Raw genomic sequence first — 22,465 nt, forward strand, 5'->3', positions numbered from 1 at the left:
GGACAATCAAATGTTACAGTCAAAAAATATTTTGCTCGGTGTCAGCGGAGGAATCGCCGTATATAAAGCAGCAGCACTTACTAGTAAACTCGTACAAGCAGGCGCAAATGTCAGAGTGATTATGACGGAATCTGCTCGTGAGTTTGTGTCTCCGCTAACCTTCCAAGCTCTGTCTAGGCATGAGGTATATGTGGATACATTCAAAGAAAACAATCCAAGAGTCATTGCGCATATTGACGTAGCTGACTGGGCCGATCTCATTCTTGTTGCCCCTGCAACAGCACATACAATCGGTAAAATGGCCGCTGGACTTGCAGATGATATGCTGACGACGACTTTGCTTGCTTCAACAGCGCCTGTATGGATCGCTCCAGCGATGAATGTGCATATGTACGATCACCCGGCTGTGAAACGGAACATTCGCATATTATATGAAGACGGGTACCGGTTTATTGAGCCAAGTGAAGGTTATTTAGCCTGCGGATACATTGGAAAAGGGCGATTAGAAGAGCCTGAAAAAATTGTTGAACACATCCGTGCTTTTTTTGATGAGCCAAAAAGCTTACCGCTCTCAGGAAAAAAAGTCGTGGTGACAGCAGGTCCTACACGTGAAGTCATCGATCCTGTCCGATTCTTTACAAATCGTTCTAGTGGAAAAATGGGCTATGCGATTGCAGAGGCTGCTCAGCAAATGGGGGCAGATGTTACGCTGATTTCTGGACCTGTTTCTTTAACTGAACCTGACCATGTACATGTAGTGCACGTTGAATCAGCTGAAGAGATGTATCAAGCTGTGCTAGAGGTATATGGGGAAGCTGATCTTGTTATTAAATCAGCAGCTGTCGCCGATTACACCCCTGTCACGACATATGCTCATAAAATGAAAAAACAGGACGGCGCTTTGGACATTGAATTCACCCGGACAAAAGATATTTTAAAAGAGCTCGGGAAAAGAAAAGAGCATCAAGTGCTGGTCGGTTTTGCAGCTGAAACGCAGGATGTAGAATATTATGCGAAAAAGAAAATTGAATCCAAACATCTAGATATGATTGTCGCCAATAACGTCACAAAAGAGGGTGCAGGCTTTGGCACAGATACCAATGTGGCAGCGATGATCAAAGCAGATGGAACGAAAAAAGAGCTGCCGATGATGAGCAAAAAAGACCTCGCTTTTGAAATTTTAAAGGAGGCAATACAGCTGCTTCCAGAAGAGCGTGATCGAGCATGATTGCTGAAGTCATCGTAGATGTCACAACGAAAGCCATTGACCGGCCATTTGATTACCGTGTACCAGATCGATTCAAAGATCTCGTCAAAGCGGGAATGAGGGTGGTCGTTCCCTTTGGCCCGAGGAAGATTCAAGGGTTTGTGACAAAAGTCAAAGATGAAACAGACATCAAGACAGGAAACATCAAAGAGATTGTCGATTTATTTGATTTATCACCTGTTCTGACAGATGAGCTATTGGAGCTTTCCCACTGGCTGACGGAAAAAACATTGTCTTATCATATCACGGCACTTCAATCGATGCTGCCCGCAGCCATGAAGGCAAAGTATGAAAAAGAAATTCAGGTGCTTTCAGAGGAAGAACTTCCGCAGTCATTGAAAGAGCTTTTCGGTCAGCGAGAAAGCATTCTTTATGCTGACATCCCGGCTGAACAATTAAAACAAATTCAAAAGCATGTTCAAAAAGGTCATCTAGAGGTGAGATACCATGTCTCGCAAAAATCTGGAAAGAAAAAGGTCCGCATGCTCCAGATGGCTGTATCGAAAGAAAAACTTGCAGAAAAACAGCAGCAGCTAAAGAAAAATGCGGTGAAACAAAAAGCACTGATCTCCTATCTGCTTGAAGCGGGAGAGACAACCTTTTTAGCGAAAGACTTGCAGCAGCAAACAGGCGCAAGTTCTCAAACGCTTAAAACCTTTATTCAAGAAGGGCTGTTAACAGAAAGCTATGAAGAGGTCTATCGAGATCCTTATCGTGACCGTGAGTTTACACCATCTGCTCCACTTGATCTCACGCCAGAGCAAAGAGAGGCGGCCGATCATATTCATCAAGCAGTGAGTGAGGATCAGCACGAAACCTTTCTTTTGCACGGAGTGACAGGAAGCGGCAAAACGGAGATTTACTTGCAGACAATCGATCATGTTCTTCAAAAAGGAAAAGAAGCGATCGTTTTAGTTCCTGAAATCTCGTTAACCCCTCAAATGGTGCAGCGATTTAAAGAACGATTTGGCTCATATGTGGCCGTTCTTCACAGCGGCTTATCGACAGGAGAAAAATATGATGAATGGCGGAAAATCCATCGCAAGGAAGTCAAGCTTGTCGTTGGCGCAAGATCTGCTGTTTTCGCTCCATTTGAAAATCTAGGCATGATTATTATAGATGAAGAGCACGAATCCTCTTATAAACAAGAAGAAATGCCTCGTTACCATGCCAAGGATGTCGCCATTGAACGAGCAGGGCGGCATCAATGTCCAGTCGTATTAGGCAGTGCAACACCTTCACTTGAAACCTATGCACGTGCGAAAAAAGGCGTCTATACATTGCTGTCGCTCAAACACCGCGTCAACCAGCAGCAGCTGCCGCACGTTTCGTTAATTGATATGAGAGAAGAACTAAGAAATGGCAACCGCTCCATGTTTTCAGAGGAATTAATGCTTAGGTTAAAGGAAGTGCTTGAAAGAAAAGAACAAGCCGTTTTATTTCTGAACAAAAGAGGCTATTCATCCTTTGTCATGTGCCGTGATTGCGGATATGTAGAGCAATGTCCTCATTGCGAAATTTCTCTCACCTATCACCGCTATCAAAAACGGCTGAAATGCCATTATTGTGGTCACGAAGCACCAGTACCTGCTGAATGTCCAGAATGCCACAGTGAGCATATTCGCTATTTTGGTACGGGTACGCAGCGTGTAGAAGAAGAGCTGACAAAAGTACTGCCAGAGGCAAGAGTCATCCGAATGGATGTGGATACAACGTCTCGTAAAGGTGCTCATGAAAAGCTTCTTACCTCTTTTGGCAATAAAGAAGCGGACATTTTGCTCGGGACGCAAATGATTGCAAAGGGACTGGATTTCCCAGATGTCACACTTGTTGGTGTTCTCAGTGCGGATACATCCCTTCACATCCCTGATTTCCGTTCAAGTGAAAAAACATTTCAGCTTCTCACGCAGGTCAGCGGCAGGGCAGGGCGACATGAAAAAGCGGGCTCGGTTATTATTCAATCGTATACGCCTTCTCACTATAGTATTGAATTAACGAAGCAGCATGACTACGAAGCCTTTTATGAACAGGAGATGCTGCATCGCCGCCACCAGTCCTATCCGCCGTATTACTTTTTGGCGATGGTGACAGTATCACATGAGGAAGTGACGAAGGCAGCACATGTGACTGATCAAATTGTTCAGTTCCTAAAAATGAATTGTGCACCGAATACGCGAATCCTTGGTCCGGCTGCATCACCAATCGCTAAGATCAAAGATAGATATCGCTATCAATGCGTGATAAAATACAAAAGGGAAAATGAACTGGCAAGTTTACTACGGAAAATACAAGACCATTATCAAAAGGAAATGGAACAAAAACAATTGATGATTTCAATAGATATGAATCCATATATGATGATGTAAAACGGAGGGCTATAAGTGGCAGTAAAACCAATAGTCATACATCCGGCAGAAGTGCTTGAACAAAAGACAGAGCGTGTCGATACGTTCGATAAAAAGCTGAAAAAACTGCTGGATGATATGTATGATACAATGCTTGAGCTGGATGGAGTTGGACTAGCCGCACCACAAATCGGTGTTTCAAAAAGAATCGCTGTTGTAGATATTGGAGAAGAATCTGGCAGAATTGATTTAGTGAACCCCGAGGTGCTTGAAGTTGAAGGAAGCCAAACAGATATTGAAGGCTGCCTGAGCTTTCCATCTTTATACGGCACTGTAGAGAGACCAAACTATGTGAAGGTAAAAGCCTTTGATAAGAAAGGAAAACCATTTACAATAGAAGCAGATGGATTTTTAGCAAGAGCTTTATTGCACGAAATTGATCATTTAGACGGCATTTTATTTACGTCAAAAATCATTGAAACCTATACAGAAAAAGAACTTGCGGAAATGGAAGGGTGAAGAAAATGGCACGTATCGTATTTATGGGAACCCCTGATTTCTCAGTACCTGTGCTGCAAACACTGATAACAGAAGGATACGAAGTGGTAGGGGTCGTCACGCAGCCAGACCGCCCGAAAGGAAGAAAGCGAGTGCTCACACCGCCTCCTGTGAAAGTGGAAGCCTTAAAGCACGGCATTCCTGTGTTACAGCCTGAAAAGGTACGTCTAGATGAAGAAATTGATAAGGTGCTTGCATTACAGCCGGATTTAATCGTCACAGCGGCATTTGGACAAATTCTACCTAAACGGTTACTTGATGAACCTAAGTTTGGCTGTATCAATGTTCATGCCTCGCTCCTGCCAGAACTAAGAGGCGGCGCACCGATTCATTATGCGATCCTTCAAGGCAAAAAGAAAACAGGCGTTACGATCATGTACATGGTGGAAAGGCTCGATGCAGGTGACATGATCAGTAAAGTAGAAGTTGAAATCGATGAATTAGACAATGTTGGAACACTGCATGACAAATTAAGTACAGCTGGTGCCGCACTTCTAAAAGATACGGTGCCAAATGTTCTGAGCGGGTCTATTTCTCCGATTCCGCAAAATGAAGAAGCGGCCACATACGCGCCAAATATTAAGCGGGAGCAAGAAAGATTAGACTGGACAAAAACCGGTGAAGAGCTTTACAACCAAGTTCGCGGGCTAAATCCATGGCCAGTTGCCTATACTGAATGGAACGGCGCTCATCTAAAAGTATGGGAAGCGAAAAAGGTTCCGCTGCAAGCGCAAGAAGAACCTGGGAAAGTGATTGAGCTTCAAAAAGAAGGTCCGGTCATTGGAACGGGGAATAAGCAAGGCCTCTTATTGACAGGTGTGCAGCCGGCTGGTAAGAAAAAAATGAGCGGTGAAGACTTCTTAAGAGGCGCAAATATCGAAATTGGGCAGAAATTAGGGTTAATGAATGAAGAAAAGTAATGTGAGAGAAGTAGCGCTGGACGCTTTAATCAAACTCGAACAAAACCAAGCTTACAGTAATTTGCTTTTGCAGTCAGTCATGAAAGATAAAGACTTAGCTGATCAGGACAAACCGCTGTTAACAGAGCTTGTGTATGGTACACTGCAAAATAAGCTGGCATTAGATTATATGCTTGCGCCCTTTGTGAAAAAACCGCAAAAGGTGGCTCCATGGGTGATGCAGCTTTTACGGATGTCACTTTATCAAATGGTGTACCTTGAAAAAATCCCAGATCGTGCAGCCATTCATGAAGCAGTCGAGCTAACGAAAAAGCGCGGGCATAAAGGTATTTCTTCACTTGTGAACGGTGTTCTTCGTTCCGTACAAAGAGAAGGCGTTCCGTCATTTGATGCGATCAAAGATCCAGTAAAGCGGCTGTCCATTGAGACAAGCCACCCATTATGGCTTGTGCAGGAATGGGTTCAGGCGTACGGATTTGAAGCGGCAGAAAACATGTGCCGCATTCATTTAGTCCCGCCAAAGCAAACCCTTCGCGTCAATCGAATGAAAACTGACCGCACGGCACTGCAGCAAAAACTAATGGATGCAGGCATTGAAACGGAGCTTGGCGACTTATCTGAAGATGCACTTAAGCTCATGAAAGGGTCCATCGTCTCAACCCCTTCTTTTCAAGAAGGCTATGTTACGATACAAGACGAAAGCTCTATGCTTGTTGCAAGAGCGCTTGACCCTCAGCCGGGAGAAACGGTGCTTGACGCCTGTGCGGCTCCTGGCGGAAAATCAACACATATTGCAGAACGTATGAATGATGAGGGGAAAATTGTTTCGCTTGACTTACATGAACATAAAGTGAAACTCATCAAACAAGCAGCGAAACGTCTGAACCTTACTCACATTGAGGCAAAAGCACTTGATGCAAGGAAAGCAGCAGACTATTACAGCGAAGCTTCGTTTGACCGCATTCTCATTGATGCGCCGTGTTCCGGTTTTGGCGTCATTAGACGAAAACCAGATATGAAATATACAAAGTCACAAGAAGACTCAGCAAGGCTTGCAGCTATCCAGCAGGCCATTTTAAAGGAAGCGGCCCCGCTTTTAAAACCGGGCGGAACCCTTGTATACAGTACATGTACAATGGACCCAACAGAAAATCAACAAGTGATTCATGCGTTTTTACAAGAACACCAAGACTTCGAACCCGATCTATCTCTTAATGAACGGCTGCCTGAGCAGGTTGCTCCGTTTGTTCAAAACGGAAGTGTACAAATTCTTCCTCATTATTTCGGAACAGATGGTTTCTTTATTTGCAGCATGAGAAAGAAGGGATAAAAAATGACAGAACAAAAAGTAAGAAAAGAACTGAAGACAGAAATGCCGTCGATCTACTCATTTGAGCTTCACGAAATGAAAGAATGGTTAAAAGAACAAGGCGAAAAGTCTTTCCGCGCAGCTCAAATTTTCGAGTGGCTTTATGAGAAACGTGTGACATCCTTTGACGATATGTCTAACCTTTCAAAGGATTTAAGAGAAAAATTAAAAAATCAATTTGCGATCACCACATTAAAAACCGTGATCAAACAAACGTCTCAAGACGGAACGATCAAGTTTTTATTTGAATTACATGATGGCTATACCATTGAAACAGTGCTGATGCGCCACGAATACGGAAACTCTGTCTGTGTCACAACTCAAGTTGGCTGCCGAATTGGCTGTACATTCTGTGCATCTACACTTGGTGGGTTAAAACGAAACCTTGAAGCAGGAGAAATCGTTGCTCAAGTATTGAAAGTGCAGCAGGCACTTGACGAAACAGATGAGAGAGTCAGCTCGGTTGTCATCATGGGAATTGGTGAACCGTTTGATAACTTTGACGAAATGCTTGCTTTCCTTAAAATCATCAACCATGACAACGGCTTAAATATTGGCGCGCGTCATATTACAGTGTCGACAAGCGGAATCATTCCAAAGATCTATCAATTCGCTGATGAGCAAATGCAAATCAATTTTGCTGTCTCCCTGCATGCACCAAACACAGAGATCAGAAGCCGTCTTATGCCGATCAATAAGGCATATAAGCTGCCGAAATTAATGGAAGCCATTGAATATTACATTCAAAAAACAGGAAGACGTGTCAGCTTTGAATACGGCCTGTTTGGCGGAGTAAATGATCAAGTTCATCATGCAGAAGAGCTTGCAGACTTATTAAAAGGAATCAAGTGCCACGTGAACCTCATTCCGGTGAACTATGTACCGGAAAGGGATTATGTAAGAACACCGAGAGAACAAATCTTCCTATTTGAAAAAACGCTGAAAGAACGCGGCGTAAACGTAACGATTAGACGAGAGCAAGGCCATGATATTGATGCTGCTTGCGGTCAGCTAAGAGCGAAGGAGCGTCAGGAAGAGACGAGGTGACGAATGTTGATAAGGGCAGCCTTTCAAACCGATACAGGAAAAGTCCGTCAGCATAATGAAGATGATGCAGGTATTTTTGAAGCAAAAGAAGATACCCTTCTAGCTGTTGTAGCAGATGGAATGGGAGGTCATCTTGCTGGTGATGTTGCCAGCAGGATGGCCGTCTCTTCTTTAAAAGAATACTGGGAAGAAACATCTTCAATTCCAGCAAAACCAGCAGAGCAAGAAAGCTGGTTAATCTCAAAAATTAGTGACATTAATGATCAAGTATATGAACATGCGAAAAACAATGAGGAGTGCCAAGGAATGGGGACAACCATTGTTTGTGCGCTCGTTCATTTGCAAACGGTCACAATTGCCCATATTGGAGACAGCCGCTGCTACTTGCTAAGAGAAGGAGCACTGACCCAGCTAACGGATGACCATTCACTTGTAAATGAGCTTGTGAAAACAGGTGAAATTTCTAAAGAAGATGCAGAATATCATCCAAGAAAAAATGTGCTCACGAAAGCACTAGGAACAGATAAACACGTTCAAATCGATGCACATACTTTTGAAGTGGACCCAGGAGATCAAATCCTGCTTTGCTCAGATGGTTTATCAAATAAAGTAGAAGAAGAGAATTTGATTCATATTTTAAACCAAACGACCGCACCAGATGAAAAAGTAACAGCATTAATCCAAACAGCGAATGACAACGGCGGTGAAGATAACATTACAGCAGTATTGTTAGAAATCTCCTCCCAGCCAGAGGAGGGTGACAGCAAGTGTTGATCGGAAAACGGATCAGCGGCCGTTATCAGATTCTTCGCGTCATAGGCGGAGGCGGAATGGCAAACGTTTATTTGGCGGAGGATATGATTTTAGATCGCGAAGTCGCGATTAAAATTTTGCGCTTTGACTTTGCAAGCGATGATGATTTTATTAGACGTTTCCGGCGCGAGGCGCAATCAGCCGCAAGCTTAGATCATTCAAATATTGTCAGCATCTACGATGTAGGGGAAGAAGATGACATTTATTATATTGTCATGGAATATGTCGAGGGGATGACGCTAAAAGAATACATACACGCCAATGGCCCGCTTCATCCGAAAGAAGCCGTTCGCATTATGGAGCAAGTCGTTGCGGCGATGGAAGAAGCCCATGCGAAACAGCTCGTCCACCGGGACATTAAGCCTCACAATATATTAATAGACAACATGGGGAATATTAAAGTCACTGATTTCGGGATTGCCATAGCACTCAGCTCAGCGACCATCACCCACACAAATTCGGTCCTAGGATCCGTGCACTATTTGTCTCCAGAACAAGCACGCGGAGGTCTTGCGACGAAAAAGTCAGACATCTATTCACTTGGCATTGTGCTCTATGAACTCATTTCTGGACGCATGCCATTTGAAGGGGAATCAGCTGTCAGTGTTGCGCTGAAGCATTTACAATCAGAGCCGCCATCTGTGAGAAGGTGGAACCCTTCTGTTCCACAAAGCGTGGAAAACATCATTTTAAAGGCGATGGCCAAAGATCCTTTTTATCGATATGAAGATGCATCTGAAATGCAAAAAGATTTACAAACTGCTTTCGACCCTTCAAGACTAAAAGAAAAACGCTTTGTGATTGAAGAAGATCATGAAGCAACGAAAGCGATCCCAATCATTCAAGATCATCAAGTCGATCAAGACAATGAAAAAACAGCTGTCCATCCGGTGAAAAAACCGAAGAAAAAAGAGAAACAAAAGCCGAAAAAGAAACGGAAAAAATGGCCTTGGATTGTGGCATCCATCCTATTTATTCTGACTGCTGCGACCATTTTAGCCATCACTGTGTTTCCGGGACTGCTTTTTCCAAAAGATGTGGAGGTCACTGATGTATCTGGCATGACGATTGACAAAGCCGAGGACACCTTGAAGAAAGCCGGCTTTACCGTCGCCTCTGATCCAATTGAGATCGCTGATGAAAAAATTGAAAAAGGGCTTGTCGTCAAAACAGACCCGAAAATCGGCACAAAGGTAAAAGAAGGAACCGAAATTCAGCTTTATCAAAGTACGGGCAAGGAAAAGACCGAATTACCTGATGTAACAGGTGAAAAGGTCGATAAAGCAAAAGAATTATTAGCGAAAAAAGGGTTTAAGCAAGTTGTTGTGGAGGAAGTAAATGATAATGACACCGAATCTGGGATTGTCATGGAACAGAAACCTTCAGCGAGTACTGAGCTTGTGGCAGCAGATGAAGAAGTGACGTTGACGGTCAGCATAGGTCCTGCCGATATTACTTTGCGGGATTTAACGACATATAGTAAACAGGCTGCATCGAATTATTTAGAGGATAACGGATTAAAGCTTGATGAAAAAGAAGCGTATTCTGATGATGTGCCAAAAGGTGAAGTGATGAAACAGGAGCCAGGAGCTGGTACTGCTGTGAAACCAGGTGATACGGTTAAGATCACCTTCTCACTCGGACCGAAGAAAAAACCGGCTAAAACGGTGACTGAGAAGATCGCCATCCCGTATGAACCAGTAACAGAAGGGCAAGAGATGACCGTTCAGATTTCCATTGACGATGCTGAGCATAGCATTTCTGATTCATATGAAACCTTTAACATCACTGCACCAACTGAACGGACCATTAAATTTAAGATTGAACCAGGTCAAAAAGGATACTATCAAGTGACGGTTGATGATAAAGTCGTAAGCTCTAAAACAATTGAATACCCTGAAGATGAATAAAGGAGGGACTTTATGCCTGAGGGCAAAATTATTAAAGCATTAAGCGGATTTTATTATGTGCTCGATGAGTCTTTAGAAACTGGAAAAGTGATTCAGTGCAGAGCGAGAGGTATTTTTCGTAAAAACAAAATCACACCTCTTGTTGGAGATTATGTTGTGTATCAAGCAGACAACGATAAAGAAGGCTACTTATTAGAAGTAAAAGAGCGGACAAATGAACTTGTTCGTCCGCCTATTAGTAACGTCGATCAAGCGGTGCTCGTTTTCTCTGCGACAGAACCAACCTTCAGCACATCGCTTTTAGACAGATTTCTAGTGCTTGTAGAAGCAAATGATATTGAGCCGATTATCTGTATCACAAAAGTGGACTTATTGAAAACAGATGAAGAGCGTGAAAGTATTCAAGGCTATGCAGAGGACTATCGGCAAATTGGATATGATGTTCATTTAACATCCACGATCGAGGGAGACGGAATTGAAAAGCTGACCCCGCATTTTCACAATAAGATTACTGTATTTGCTGGTCAGTCTGGTGTAGGCAAATCCTCCCTTTTAAATGCGATGAGTCCTGATCTGGCGCTGAAAACCAATGATATTTCCTCCCATCTTGGAAGAGGAAAACATACGACTAGACATGTCGAACTCATTCGTACAGCAGAAGGGCTTATTGCAGATACACCTGGCTTTAGCTCACTCGAATTTACCGGCATCGAAGCGGAAGATTTAGGTCTTTACTTTTTAGAAATCAAAGAGCGGAGTGCGGATTGTAAGTTTAGAGGCTGCCTGCACGTGAAAGAGCCAGGCTGTGCGGTAAAAGATGCGGTCGAACAAGAGCAAATCAGAGAGTATCGCTATCAGCATTATTTAGAGTTTTTAACTGAAATCAAAGACAGAAAGCCGAGGTACTAAATCATGGTTTATATTGCCCCTTCCATTTTATCAGCAGATTTCGCCAATTTGGAGAAAGATATCCGTGATGTGGAACAAGGCGGAGCGGATTACATTCATATCGATGTGATGGACGGCCATTTTGTACCGAATATCACATTTGGGCCGAATGTTGTGGAAGCAATCAGACCGCATACAAAGCTGCCGCTTGATGTTCACTTAATGATTGAGCAGCCAGACCGGTATATTCCTGCATTCGCCAAAGCAGGTGCTGACATTATTTCTGTCCATGTTGAGGCTTGTCCGCACTTGCACCGAACGATACAGCACATAAAAGAACAAGGTGTAAAAGCAGGTGTCGTCTTGAACCCGCACACACCTGTTTCTCAGATTGAGCATGTATTAGAGGATGTAGACCTTGTCTTATTCATGACGGTGAATCCTGGTTTTGGCGGACAGGCGTTTATTCCTTCTGTCCTCACGAAGGTAAAAGAAGTGAAGACCCTTAGCGAACAAAAGGGCTTATCAGACTTACTCATAGAAATAGACGGCGGTGTCAATGTAGAGACTGCAAAAAGCTGTAAAGAGGCGGGCGCTAATTTACTTGTGGCCGGCTCAGCTGTATACGGTAAAGACAACCGTGCAGCTGCTATTCAGGCTATTCGAGAAGCGTAAAAAAAGGAACCAAAGTCACTCTGATCTTTGGTTCTTTTTACATGGAGAGGAGCGTATATCATGCACATACATATCGTAGCCGGCGGTCCTTTTGAATACATTCCGCCCCTTGAACATGAAGCATCACAGGATGATATTCTCTGGGTTGGTGTAGACCGGGGAACGCTTTTTTTACTAGAGCGCGGCATCATGCCTGCCAAGGCTTTTGGTGATTTTGACAGTGTGACAGAAGAAGAGCTTTGTGAGCTGAAAAAGAAATTGCCTGCCCTGAATGTATTTCAGGCTGAAAAGGATGAAACCGATTTAGAGCTTGCGCTGAACTGGGCCATGCGCCAGCATCCAGCGCATATTTACATCTACGGCATTACAGGAGGAAGGGCTGATCATTTTCTAGGAAATATTCACCTTCTATATCAAGGCATTCAGCACAAGCAGAACATGACTCTTGTAGATAAACAAAATATCATTCAAATGTTTGGGCCTGGTACATACGAAATCAAAGAAGACCCTGATAAAAAATATGTGTCGTTTCTGCCCTTTGGTACATCGGTTGAAAAGCTGACATTAAAAGGTTTCAAATATCCTCTGAAAAATTGTCATATTGAGCCTGGTTCCACACTATGTATTAGTAACGAACTCATCCACTCAAATGGTACTTTTTCTTTTCATGAAGGCATATTAATAATGGTAAGAAGCAAAGATTGACCAACCTATCAATGTGGATGGCTGATTAAGCTCAATTGTGCTGCAAGCGGTACTTTTAGGAGGGGGACAAAATGAAATTTTATACAATCAAACTGCCTAGATTTCTTGGCGGCATTGTCCGTGCGATGCTTGGTTCATTTAAAAAAGATTAATGAGTAATCTCCTTTATTTCCACATAAAAACGCCTGCTACAGTTTATTGTAGCAGGCGTTTACTCTTGCTTATACACGCTCAACTTTACCAGATTTCAAAGCTCGAGCTGATACATATACTCTTTTAGGCTTACCGTCCACTAGAATACGAACTTTTTGAAGGTTCGCGCCCCATGTACGTTTTGTAGAGTTCATTGCGTGAGAACGGTTGTTCCCAGCTTTTGTTTTTCTGCCTGTAATAACGCATTTACGTGCCATTTGTTTCCCTCCTAACTGCGAAAACATCATCATATTCTTCATATACGTACTTAGAGATGCCTCAAGATACTTTAATAATTTACCACAGCTTCAAGGGGTTTGCAAGGATTGTTTACTCCTCTTTCAAGAAAAATACCTTGACATCTTGATAAAAAATCAAGGCTATAGTATAAGTAGGATTGGGTCGGATTGAATGATTTCTTTTAAAAAGAAGGGTCTTATAGTAAAATAGTGATAACTCAGGGCAATTTCTCAAAAAGGGGGAACCAATGTGTCCATTGAACTTAGAACGAAATACGGACAAATTGATATATCAAATGAAGTCATTGCAATGGTGGCAGGAGGCGCTGCGATCGATTGCTATGGTATTGTTGGCATGGCGTCCAAAAATCAAATCAAGGACGGCTTGACGGATATTCTCCGCAAAGAGAACTTCAGCCGGGGTGTTCTTGTGCGTCAAAAAGAAGACCGCATTCATATTGATATGTACATCATCGTCAGCTACGGTACAAAAATATCAGAAGTCGCACATAATGTTCAAACGAAAGTCAAATACACGATTCATCACACAATTGGACTTTCTGTTGACTCGGTCAACATTTATGTACAAGGAGTAAAAGTTACGAACCCGTAGTAAGGAGGAAATATATTGTCTATTAGAAATCTTGATGGCCGCTCATTTGCAAAAATGATTCTTGCAGGTGCTCACCATCTTTCTCAAAACGCACAAATTGTGGATGCGTTAAATGTTTTTCCAGTGCCAGACGGAGACACGGGGACAAATATGAATTTGTCGATGACTTCAGGGGCAAAAGCAGTTGAAGAAACAAATACCGATCATATTGGGAAGGTCGGCGTGGCTCTCTCGAAAGGGTTATTGATGGGCGCAAGAGGAAACTCAGGCGTGATCCTGTCACAGCTCTTTAGAGGTTTCAGTAAACATATTGAACAAAAAGAAACGATTGATGCAAAAGAATTTGCTCTTGCCTTACAGGCGGGTGTTGATACAGCATATAAAGCCGTGATGAAACCAATTGAAGGAACCATCTTAACGGTTGCAAAGGATGCAGCAAAGAAAGCGGTTGCTGTTTCAGCGGCAGAAGATCAAATTGACCGCGTTCTAGAGTTAACGATTGAGGAAGCAAGAGCATCACTTGATCGAACGCCAGATCTGCTTCCTGTCTTAAAAGAAGTGGGTGTTGTCGATAGTGGAGGTAAAGGACTTCTATGCGTATATGAAGGTTTCCTTGCTTCATTAAGAGGAGAAGAGCTTCCTCCTAAAGCTGCTTCTTTACCGACGCTAAAAGAACTTGTCAGTGCAGAGCATCATAAAAGTGCGCAAAGCCATATGAACACAGAAGATATCGAATTTGGCTATTGTACTGAATTTATGGTGAAATTTGAAGAAGACAAACAGTCCTTTGATGAGAATGCCTTCAGAGAAGACTTAAGTGAATTCGGAGATTCACTTCTTGTAGTGTCTGACGATACACTTGCGAAAGTTCATATTCATGCAGAGCAGCCGGGAGATGTTTTATCATATGCACAGCGCTACGGCAGCTTGATTAATATGAAAATTGAAAACATGAGAGAGCAGCATAGCTCAATCGTAAACGAAGAAAGAGAACATGCACCTGCTGCACCAAAAGCACCTGCTGCTGAAAAACAGCGCTTTGGTGTCGTCAGTGTCGCAATGGGAGAAGGAATTGCTGACTTGTTCAAAAGCATCGGAGCTTCCGTCGTCATTGAAGGCGGGCAGACGATGAATCCGAGCACAGAAGACATTGTCACAGCAATAGAAAGCGTACATGCCGAAACCGTCTTTATCTTACCTAATAATTCTAATATTGTCATGGCAGCTAAACAGGCGGCAACTGTCTCAAACCGTGAGGTCGTTGTCATTCCGACGAAGACCGTTCCTCAAGGAATGTCGGCACTTCTTTCTCTCAATGAAGCAGCTTCAAATGAAGATAACGAAAGAGCGATGCTAGAAGCGATTGACCATGTGAAAAGCGGGCAAATTACCTTTGCAGTGAGAGATACCCAAATTGATGGAATCGACATTGCGAAAGGTGACTATATGGGTCTGTTCAACGGGAAAATCACCTTAACAGCGAAAAATCAATTAGATGCAGCAAAAGAACTTCTCGCCAAAATGGTGACAGAAGATGATGAGATTGTCACCATCATTAAAGGGGAAGATGCATCATCTGATGAAATGGATGCGTTACAAGCCTTTATTGAAGAAACATTTGAAGATGTAGAAGTTGAAGTCCACGATGGAAAACAGCCGCTTTATTCATATATTTTGGCGGTTGAATAACGAAAGAAGGGCAAATAAAGCCCTTCTTCTTCTTTTGCAATTTTTTACTAGCCATTCCACGGTGAAATGAGTTGCGGGAAACGAATGAATCCATTAGTCTAAAGAAAGAACCAAACCATACGTGAGTGGTGATGAGAGGGGAAGACCTATGAAATTTAGAAGTGTGTTTGATATTATTGGACCTGTCATGATTGGGCCATCAAGTTCGCACACAGCGGGTGCGGCTCGTATCGGGAGAGTAGCTCGCAGCTTATTTGGAAGAGAACCAAAACGAATTATCGTTTCATTTTATGGTTCCTTTAAAGATACGTATAAAGGGCATGGTACAGATGTCGCCATTATCGGCGGTGTTCTTGACTTTGATACATTTGATGAACGAATCAAAACAGCGATCGATATTGCTAAAAGCAAAGAGATCGATATTGAATTTAAAGAAGAAGAGGCAGTGCCGGCGCATCCAAATACAGCAAAAGTAGAGATTTCAGATGCGAACGGAAGCCTTGAATTAATCGGAATTTCCATCGGCGGAGGTAAAATTGAAATCACAGAATTAAATGGCTTTGAGCTCAGGCTTTCAGGGAATCATCCTGCCATTCTTGTGGTTCATAACGATCGCTACGGGACGATTGCGGCAGTTGCCAATGTCTTAGCGAAATTCGCCATCAACATCGGTCATATGGAAGTGGCACGTAAAGATGTCGGGCAAGAGGCACTGATGACGATTGAAGTGGATCAAAATATTGACCCAGCGGTCCTATCAGAGCTTGAAACACTGCCAAACATTATTCAGGTCACACAAATTGCAGAGTAACAACAAGGAGGTTATGAATGATGTTTAAAAACGTCAAAGAACTCGTGCAGCTAACAGAAGAACGGAATACCTCCATTTCAGAAATTATGATTATGCAAGAAATGGAAGTGACAGGGAAGTCACGTGAAGAAATTTTCTCCCAGATGTACCGCAACCTAGAAGTGATGGAGCAGGCTGTTGAAAACGGGCTGAAGGGTGTGAAATCATTATCAGGGTTAACAGGCGGAGATGCAGTCAAACTTCAAGCCTATATCGCATCAGGCAAAACGCTGTCTGGTCATACGATATTAGATGCTGTTAGTAAGGCTGTTGCAACAAATGAAGTCAATGCTGCAATGGGAACCATTTGTGCAACGCCTACAGCAGGCTCAGCAGGTGTTGTACCAGGTACGTTATTTGCAGTGAAAGAAACATTAAAGCCAACAAAGGAACAAATGGTCAGATTCCTGTTTACTTCTGGCGCATTTGGTTTTGTTGTGGCGAATAACGCCAGCATTTCTGGTGCAGCAGGCGGCTGTCAGGCAGAGGTAGGTTCTGCATCAGGTATGGCAGCAGCAGCTATTGTCGAAATGGCAGGAGGTACACCGCAGCAATCTGCAGAAGCGATGGCGATTACACTCAAAAATATGCTTGGACTTGTTTGCGATCCAGTAGCAGGACTTGTCGAAGTGCCGTGTGTGAAACGAAATGCAATGGGTGCATCTAACGCTATGATCGCAGCAGATATGGCGCTTGCCGGCATCACTAGCCGCATTCCTTGTGATGAAGTCATTGATGCGATGTACAAAATCGGTCAAACGATGCCAACAGCTCTTCGTGAAACAGCCCAAGGCGGACTCGCTGCGACACCGACAGCAAGAGAGCTTGAAAAGAAGATTTTCGGAGGTGTGACCTCATCTCGTGATACAGAAACTGCAAGATAATGTCTCTGTCCTGAAGGGGATTGGAGAGGAAACCGAAAAAACACTCAATGAACTTGGAATCTACACAGTAGCCGATTTACTCGGCTACTTTCCTTATCGATATGACGACTATGAGCTTCGTAACTTAGAAGAAGTAAGGCATGACGAACGTGTCACAGTTGAAGGGAAAGTACATAGTGAGCCCGTTCTCACCTATTATGGAAAAAAACGAAGCAGGCTGACATTCAGGCTGCTTGTCGGGCGTTTTCTCATTACAGCGATTTGTTTCAATCGTCCATATTTAAAACGAAGCCTTGTGTTAGGTGATACAGTTTCCGTCACAGGAAAATGGGATAAAAACCGCCAATCTATCATGGTACAGGAATTTAAAAAAGGGACACACGAGCAAGATGGCAGTATAGAACCCGTTTATTCAGTAAAAGAAAATGTGACCGTGAAAATGATGAGACGCTTTGTGAAACAAGCTTTGTCACTTTATGCAGACAAAGCTGAAGATCCATTGCCAAAGCAGCTTGTTTCTGCCTATAAACTTATGTCCTATCAGGAAGCATTAAAAACCATTCATCTCCCAGAGACAAGAGACTCGCTCAAACAAGCAAGACGACGTTTTGTGTACGAAGAATTTCTCATCTTTCAGCTGAAGATGCAGGCGATTAGAAAGAAAGAACGAGAGAGAACATCAGGCATCCAGCATCCGTTTTCCAAAGAAGCTGTTTTTGAGTTTGTTCACAGTCTGCCATTTCCACTGACGAAGGCACAATCAAGAGTGCTTGATGAAATCATGTCAGACATGGCGTCTCCATATCGAATGAACCGGCTGCTCCAAGGAGATGTAGGTTCAGGGAAAACAGCTGTTGCAGCCATTGCGCTTTATGCCGCTCATTTATCAGGTTTTCAAGGTGCATTAATGGTCCCAACAGAAATTTTGGCAGAACAGCATGCGGATTCGCTTTACCAGCTGTTTGAAAAATGGGGACTGAATATCGCCCTTTTGACAAGCTCTGTGAAAGGAAAGCGCCGCAGAGAATTGCTTGAACGTTTAAAAGAAGGTGAGATTGACATTTTAGTCGGTACCCACGCACTCATCCAAGACGAAGTCGAATTTCAGCAGCTCGGTCTTGTCATCACAGATGAGCAGCACCGGTTTGGCGTAGAGCAGCGGAAAAAACTGCGAAGTAAAGGGCAGGACCCGGATGTCTTGTTTATGACTGCCACACCTATTCCGCGAACACTTGCGATTACTGTCTTTGGAGAAATGGACGTATCCGTCATTGATGAATTGCCAGCTGGCAGAAAACAAATCGAAACGTATTGGGTGAAGCATGACATGCTTGAGAGAATTCTTGCTTTTGTGGATAAAGAGCTGAGAAAAGGCAGACAGGCATATATTATTTGTCCGCTCATTGAAGAATCAGACAAGCTTGATGTCCAAAATGCGCTTGATGTCCATAGCATGCTGACTGAAGCATACCGCGGAAAGTGGTCAATCGGCTTAATGCATGGGAAACTGGCAAGTGATGAAAAAGATCAGGTCATGAGAGCCTTTACCGCAAATGAAGTACAAATTCTCGTTTCAACCACAGTCGTTGAAGTCGGGGTCAACGTGCCGAATGCAACCATCATGGTTATTTATGATGCAGACCGCTTCGGGTTGTCTCAGCTTCATCAGCTAAGAGGCCGGGTCGGCCGAGGAGAGCATCAATCATTTTGTATTTTAATGGCTGATCCAAAGTCAGAAACGGGGAAAGAGCGGATGCGGATCATGTCCGAAACAACCGATGGCTTTGAGCTGTCTGAAAAGGACTTAGAACTAAGAGGACCCGGCGACTTCTTCGGTAAAAAACAAAGCGGGATGCCCGAATTTAAGGTAGCAGATATGGTTCACGACTATAGAGCACTGGAAACGGCTAGAAAAGATGCGGCCGACCTTGTCCAATCGGACGCCTTTTGGACTGATCCCGAATACAAAGAACTCCGGCAAACGCTGATAGATAGCGGTGTGCTGGGCGGAGATAAATTAAGCTGATCAAACGCTGGAGGAATTTTCTTGTCTTTTTGAAACAAGGATTGATTTATCATCTATGAGATTATATACTACTATTAGTACCTAGTCATAAATGTACGGATGGTGTCTGCATATGAAACTAAATAAAAAAGAACGTCAAAAGCTCCTCCAGCAAACGATCAGCTCGACTCCATTCATTACTGATGAAGAATTGGCAAGTAAATTCGGTGTCAGCATACAAACGGTTCGTCTTGATCGTTTAGAGCTGTCGATCCCTGAATTACGCGAAAGAATTAAGCATGTGGCCGAAAAGACATTAGAGGATGAAGTAAAATCACTTCCACTGGATGAAGTGATTGGAGAAATGATTGATGTAGAACTTGATGACCAAGCCATTTCCATTTTAGAAGTGAGAAAAGAGCATGTATTCAGCCGAAACCAAATTGCCAGGGGACATCATCTCTTCGCCCAGGCAAATTCGCTGGCAGTTGCCGTCATCGACGATGAATTGGCTTTGACAGCAAAAGCGAATATCAGGTTTACAAGGCAGGTGAAACAAGGCGAAAGAGTCGTCTCTAAAGCCAAAGTAGCCTCACATGATAAAGAAAAAGGAAGAACCGTAGTTGAAGTAAACAGCTATGTTGGTGAGGAAGTTGTCTTCTCAGGTGACTTCGTCATGTATCGCTCAAAACAAAAGTAAAAGGTGGCACGTAATATGAGAATTGCAGTCGATGCAATGGGGGGAGATCATGCCCCTAAAGCCATTATTGACGGTGTGCAAAAAAGCTTAACAGCATTTTCAGATATCGAGATTACACTTGTCGGCGATGAAAACAAAATCAAACCATACATAACAAACAACGATCGCATCACGATTTTAGATGCAAAAGAAGTCATTGAACCGACGGATGAACCAGTGCGTGCAGTCAGACGTAAAAAGGATTCATCTATGGTGAAAATGGCGCAGGAAGTCTCCGAGGGACGAGCAGATGCCTGCATCTCAGCAGGAAATACCGGTGCCCTCATGACAGCTGGGCTGTTTATCGTAGGCAGAATTGACGGTATTGACAGACCAGCCCTTGCCCCAACTTTGCCAACACTGGATAGCAGCGGCTTCTTATTACTAGATGTTGGTGCCAACGTTGATGCAAAACCAGAGCATCTCGTGCAATATGCCATGATGGGATCCATCTACGCAGAGCGTGTCTTCCCAAAGAGCAATCCGCGTGTTGGACTGTTAAATGTAGGAACAGAAGATAAAAAAGGCAACGATTTAACGAAAAAAACCTTTGAATTATTAAAAGCATCAGACTTGAATTTTGTAGGAAATGTAGAGTCCCGTGACTTATTAGAAGGTGTTGCTGACGTTGTTGTCACAGATGGTTTCACAGGAAATATTGCGCTTAAAACAATTGAAGGCACAGCCCTTTCTGTCTTTAAAATGCTGAAAGAAACATTAACATCCAGTTTCACAGCAAAAATAGCAGCAGGCATGATGAAGCCGAAATTGATGCAGATGAAATCTAAAATGGATTACTCTGAATATGGCGGTGCCGCTTTATTTGGTTTAAAGGCACCTGTTATTAAAGCGCACGGCTCCTCTGATGAAAATGCCATTTTCCATGCAATTCGTCAGGCACGTGATATCGTAGAAAAAGACGTTTCAGCTATCATTCATCAAGAAGTCCAAAAAGAAACGACGAATGAGTCTTAATGGAGGTAAAGCAGCATGACTAAAATTGCATTTTTATTCCCTGGCCAAGGCTCTCAAAAAATTGGCATGGGAAAAGATTTATTTGACCAAGAAGCAGTATCTAAAGCTGTATTTGAAGAAGCAGACAATACCCTCGGGTTTGATTTATCTTCTATGATTTTTGAAGGGGATGCAGAAGAACTGACGCTCACTTATAACGCGCAGCCAGCTCTTTTAACGACAAGTATCGCCATCTTAAAGAAATTTGAAGAGAGCGGAATCAAAGCCGATTATGCAGCAGGACACAGTCTTGGCGAATACACTGCCCTCGTTGCAGCAGGCGCACTTTCGTTTAAAGATGCTGTTTATGCAGTTAGAAAGCGCGGAGAATTAATGAATGAAGCTGTTCCAGCAGGAGAAGGCGCCATGGCAGCGATTCTCGGCTTAGACAAAGCGGCACTTGTCGAAGTGACAAAAGAAGTGACAGAAAGCGGTCACCTTGTAGAGCTCGCTAACTTAAACTGTCCTGGTCAAATCGTCATCTCTGGTACAGCAAAAGGGGTAGAACTTGCTTCAGAGAGAGCGAAAGAAAAAGGCGCAAAACGTGCAATTGCTCTTGAAGTGAGCGGACCTTTCCATTCTGCATTAATGAAACCAGCTGCTGAAAAATTTACAGATGTTTTGTCAAAGCTGGATATTGCGGATGCCAAAACTCCGGTCATCTCAAATGTAACAGCAGACATCGTGACATCTCGTGATGACATTGAGACAAAGCTCATTGAACAACTGTATTCTCCAGTTCGTTTTGAAGAAAGTGTGGAACGCCTCATTGATCTAGGCGTCACAACATTTATTGAAATTGGTCCTGGCAAAGTGCTTTCAGGTCTTGTGAAAAAAGTGAATCGCCGCCTGACGACGATTTCCGTTTCAGATCAAGAAACAATTGAAGCAGCCATTCAAACACTCAAGGGGGATTCTTGATGCTTACAAATAAAACAGCCGTTGTAACAGGAGCATCACGCGGTATTGGCCGTTCCATCGCGATCGATCTAGCGAAAAGTGGTGCAAATGTTGTCGTGAACTATTCTGGAAACGAAGCAAAAGCAAATGAAGTCGTAGATGAAATCAAAGCACTCGGCCAGCAGGCATTTGCAGTTAAAGCTGATGTCTCAAATGCTGAAGAAGTACAAGCTATGATGAAACAAGCGATTGATACCTTTGGTTCAATTGACATTCTTGTGAATAATGCAGGCATCACAAAGGACAACCTGCTCATGAGAATGAAAGAGAATGAATGGGATGATGTTATTAACATAAACTTAAAAGGTGTCTTTAACTGTACAAAAGCCGTGACACGTCAAATGATGAAGCAAAGAAGCGGAAGAATCATCAATTTGGCTTCAGTCGTTGGTGTGTGTGGAAACCCTGGACAAGCAAACTATGTTGCAGCAAAAGCTGGCGTCATCGGATTAACAAAAACAACAGCAAAAGAGCTGGCAACCCGCCATATTACAGTGAATGCAGTAGCACCAGGCTTTATTTCAACAGATATGACAGACAAGCTTGATGACAATGTACAGACGGAAATGCTCAAACAAATCCCGCTCGCACGCTTTGGTGCACCTGAAGATATTAGCAATGTTGTTGTCTTTTTAGCTTCAGAAGGAGCAGGTTATATTACAGGCCAAACCATCCAAGTAGATGGCGGAATGGTCATGTCCTAAGAAATATCAAAATTTCATTAGGTTTTCTCTAGTTTTTTAAAAACAATTCAACTATAATACTTTGAGGGGAGGTGAAAGG

22 protein-coding genes are annotated in these 22,465 nt (G+C 43.2%); 21 read left to right on the forward strand and 1 reads right to left on the reverse strand.

Features of this window, described 5'->3' with window-relative positions:
* The first annotated feature begins 10 nt into the window (after positions 1-10).
* The 12 genes from coaBC to spoVM all read left to right on the forward strand — a co-directional run bounded on the left by coaBC (position 11) and on the right by spoVM (position 12,649).
* Positions 11-1,228 (forward strand): bifunctional phosphopantothenoylcysteine decarboxylase/phosphopantothenate--cysteine ligase CoaBC, encoded by a 1,218-nt coding sequence (coaBC, locus tag QR42_RS07505; RefSeq protein ID WP_039178440.1) that lies wholly within the window; start codon positions 11-13, stop codon positions 1,226-1,228.
* Positions 1,225-3,633, forward strand: coding sequence for a primosomal protein N' (priA, locus tag QR42_RS07510; RefSeq protein ID WP_039178443.1), 2,409 nt, complete (start codon positions 1,225-1,227; stop codon positions 3,631-3,633). The genes coaBC and priA overlap by 4 nt, the downstream gene beginning before the upstream one ends.
* A gap of 15 nt (positions 3,634-3,648) precedes the next feature.
* On the forward strand, positions 3,649-4,131 hold the full coding sequence (gene def, locus QR42_RS07515; protein ID WP_039178446.1) for a peptide deformylase: 483 nt from the start codon (positions 3,649-3,651) through the stop codon (positions 4,129-4,131).
* A 5-nt stretch (positions 4,132-4,136) separates the two neighbouring features.
* Positions 4,137-5,090 (forward strand): methionyl-tRNA formyltransferase, encoded by a 954-nt coding sequence (gene fmt / locus QR42_RS07520; RefSeq protein WP_039178449.1) that lies wholly within the window; start codon positions 4,137-4,139, stop codon positions 5,088-5,090.
* Positions 5,077-6,420: a 16S rRNA (cytosine(967)-C(5))-methyltransferase RsmB gene (rsmB, locus tag QR42_RS07525; protein ID WP_039178451.1), complete on the forward strand. Its 1,344-nt coding sequence runs from the start codon at positions 5,077-5,079 to the stop codon at positions 6,418-6,420. Before fmt ends, rsmB begins: the two co-directional genes overlap by 14 nt.
* A gap of 3 nt (positions 6,421-6,423) precedes the next feature.
* Positions 6,424-7,506 (forward strand): dual-specificity RNA methyltransferase RlmN, encoded by a 1,083-nt coding sequence (gene rlmN, locus QR42_RS07530; protein WP_039178453.1) that lies wholly within the window; start codon positions 6,424-6,426, stop codon positions 7,504-7,506.
* Between the two features lie 3 nt (positions 7,507-7,509).
* On the forward strand, positions 7,510-8,280 hold the full coding sequence (locus QR42_RS07535; RefSeq protein ID WP_029706534.1) for a Stp1/IreP family PP2C-type Ser/Thr phosphatase: 771 nt from the start codon (positions 7,510-7,512) through the stop codon (positions 8,278-8,280).
* A complete protein-coding gene (gene pknB / locus QR42_RS07540; RefSeq protein ID WP_039178459.1) occupies positions 8,274-10,229 on the forward strand; it encodes a Stk1 family PASTA domain-containing Ser/Thr kinase in 1,956 nt (651 codons plus the stop codon). Before QR42_RS07535 ends, pknB begins: the two co-directional genes overlap by 7 nt.
* Before the next feature lie 12 nt (positions 10,230-10,241).
* Complete coding sequence (rsgA, locus tag QR42_RS07545; protein ID WP_039178462.1) at positions 10,242-11,138, forward strand: ribosome small subunit-dependent GTPase A; 897 nt, start codon at positions 10,242-10,244, stop codon at positions 11,136-11,138.
* 3 nt (positions 11,139-11,141) lie between these two features.
* Positions 11,142-11,792 (forward strand): ribulose-phosphate 3-epimerase, encoded by a 651-nt coding sequence (rpe, locus tag QR42_RS07550; protein ID WP_039178465.1) that lies wholly within the window; start codon positions 11,142-11,144, stop codon positions 11,790-11,792.
* A gap of 60 nt (positions 11,793-11,852) precedes the next feature.
* Positions 11,853-12,497 carry a thiamine diphosphokinase gene (locus tag QR42_RS07555; RefSeq protein ID WP_039178468.1) on the forward strand — a complete coding sequence of 215 codons (645 nt, stop codon included), beginning with the start codon at positions 11,853-11,855 and terminating at the stop codon, positions 12,495-12,497.
* 71 nt (positions 12,498-12,568) lie between these two features.
* On the forward strand, positions 12,569-12,649 hold the full coding sequence (gene spoVM / locus QR42_RS07560) for a stage V sporulation protein SpoVM (RefSeq protein WP_008354550.1): 81 nt from the start codon (positions 12,569-12,571) through the stop codon (positions 12,647-12,649).
* Positions 12,650-12,718: 69 nt separating this feature from the next.
* On the opposite strand, the gene rpmB is transcribed toward spoVM, so the two are convergent.
* Entirely contained in the window at positions 12,719-12,907 is a 189-nt protein-coding gene (rpmB, locus tag QR42_RS07565; RefSeq protein ID WP_003212514.1) for a 50S ribosomal protein L28, read from the reverse strand.
* Positions 12,908-13,178: 271 nt separating this feature from the next.
* Here rpmB and QR42_RS07570 point away from each other — a divergent pair, with 271 nt between their 5' ends.
* From QR42_RS07570 to fabG, 9 genes are all read left to right on the forward strand, one after another.
* Complete coding sequence (locus tag QR42_RS07570; RefSeq protein ID WP_008344871.1) at positions 13,179-13,541, forward strand: Asp23/Gls24 family envelope stress response protein; 363 nt, start codon at positions 13,179-13,181, stop codon at positions 13,539-13,541.
* 15 nt (positions 13,542-13,556) lie between these two features.
* Positions 13,557-15,230, forward strand: a complete 1,674-nt coding sequence (locus tag QR42_RS07575) for a DAK2 domain-containing protein (protein ID WP_039178471.1) — start codon at positions 13,557-13,559, stop codon at positions 15,228-15,230.
* Positions 15,231-15,378: 148 nt separating this feature from the next.
* Complete coding sequence (gene sdaAB, locus QR42_RS07580; RefSeq protein WP_039178474.1) at positions 15,379-16,041, forward strand: L-serine ammonia-lyase, iron-sulfur-dependent subunit beta; 663 nt, start codon at positions 15,379-15,381, stop codon at positions 16,039-16,041.
* A 20-nt stretch (positions 16,042-16,061) separates the two neighbouring features.
* Positions 16,062-16,964 (forward strand): L-serine ammonia-lyase, iron-sulfur-dependent, subunit alpha, encoded by a 903-nt coding sequence (sdaAA, locus tag QR42_RS07585; RefSeq protein ID WP_039183108.1) that lies wholly within the window; start codon positions 16,062-16,064, stop codon positions 16,962-16,964.
* Positions 16,942-18,990: an ATP-dependent DNA helicase RecG gene (gene recG, locus QR42_RS07590; RefSeq protein ID WP_039178477.1), complete on the forward strand. Its 2,049-nt coding sequence runs from the start codon at positions 16,942-16,944 to the stop codon at positions 18,988-18,990. Before sdaAA ends, recG begins: the two co-directional genes overlap by 23 nt.
* 112 nt (positions 18,991-19,102) lie before the next feature.
* Entirely contained in the window at positions 19,103-19,669 is a 567-nt protein-coding gene (gene fapR, locus QR42_RS07595; protein ID WP_024424199.1) for a transcription factor FapR, read from the forward strand.
* Positions 19,670-19,684: 15 nt separating this feature from the next.
* Positions 19,685-20,683: a phosphate acyltransferase PlsX gene (gene plsX, locus QR42_RS07600; protein WP_039178481.1), complete on the forward strand. Its 999-nt coding sequence runs from the start codon at positions 19,685-19,687 to the stop codon at positions 20,681-20,683.
* 15 nt (positions 20,684-20,698) lie between these two features.
* On the forward strand, positions 20,699-21,643 hold the full coding sequence (gene fabD / locus QR42_RS07605; protein ID WP_039178483.1) for an ACP S-malonyltransferase: 945 nt from the start codon (positions 20,699-20,701) through the stop codon (positions 21,641-21,643).
* Complete coding sequence (gene fabG, locus QR42_RS07610; RefSeq protein ID WP_039178486.1) at positions 21,643-22,386, forward strand: 3-oxoacyl-[acyl-carrier-protein] reductase; 744 nt, start codon at positions 21,643-21,645, stop codon at positions 22,384-22,386. The genes fabD and fabG overlap by 1 nt, the downstream gene beginning before the upstream one ends.
* The last annotated feature ends 79 nt before the right edge of the window (positions 22,387-22,465 follow it).

The organism is Bacillus sp. WP8, assembly GCF_000800825.1.
GTDB classification, from domain to species: domain Bacteria; phylum Bacillota; class Bacilli; order Bacillales; family Bacillaceae; genus Bacillus; species Bacillus safensis.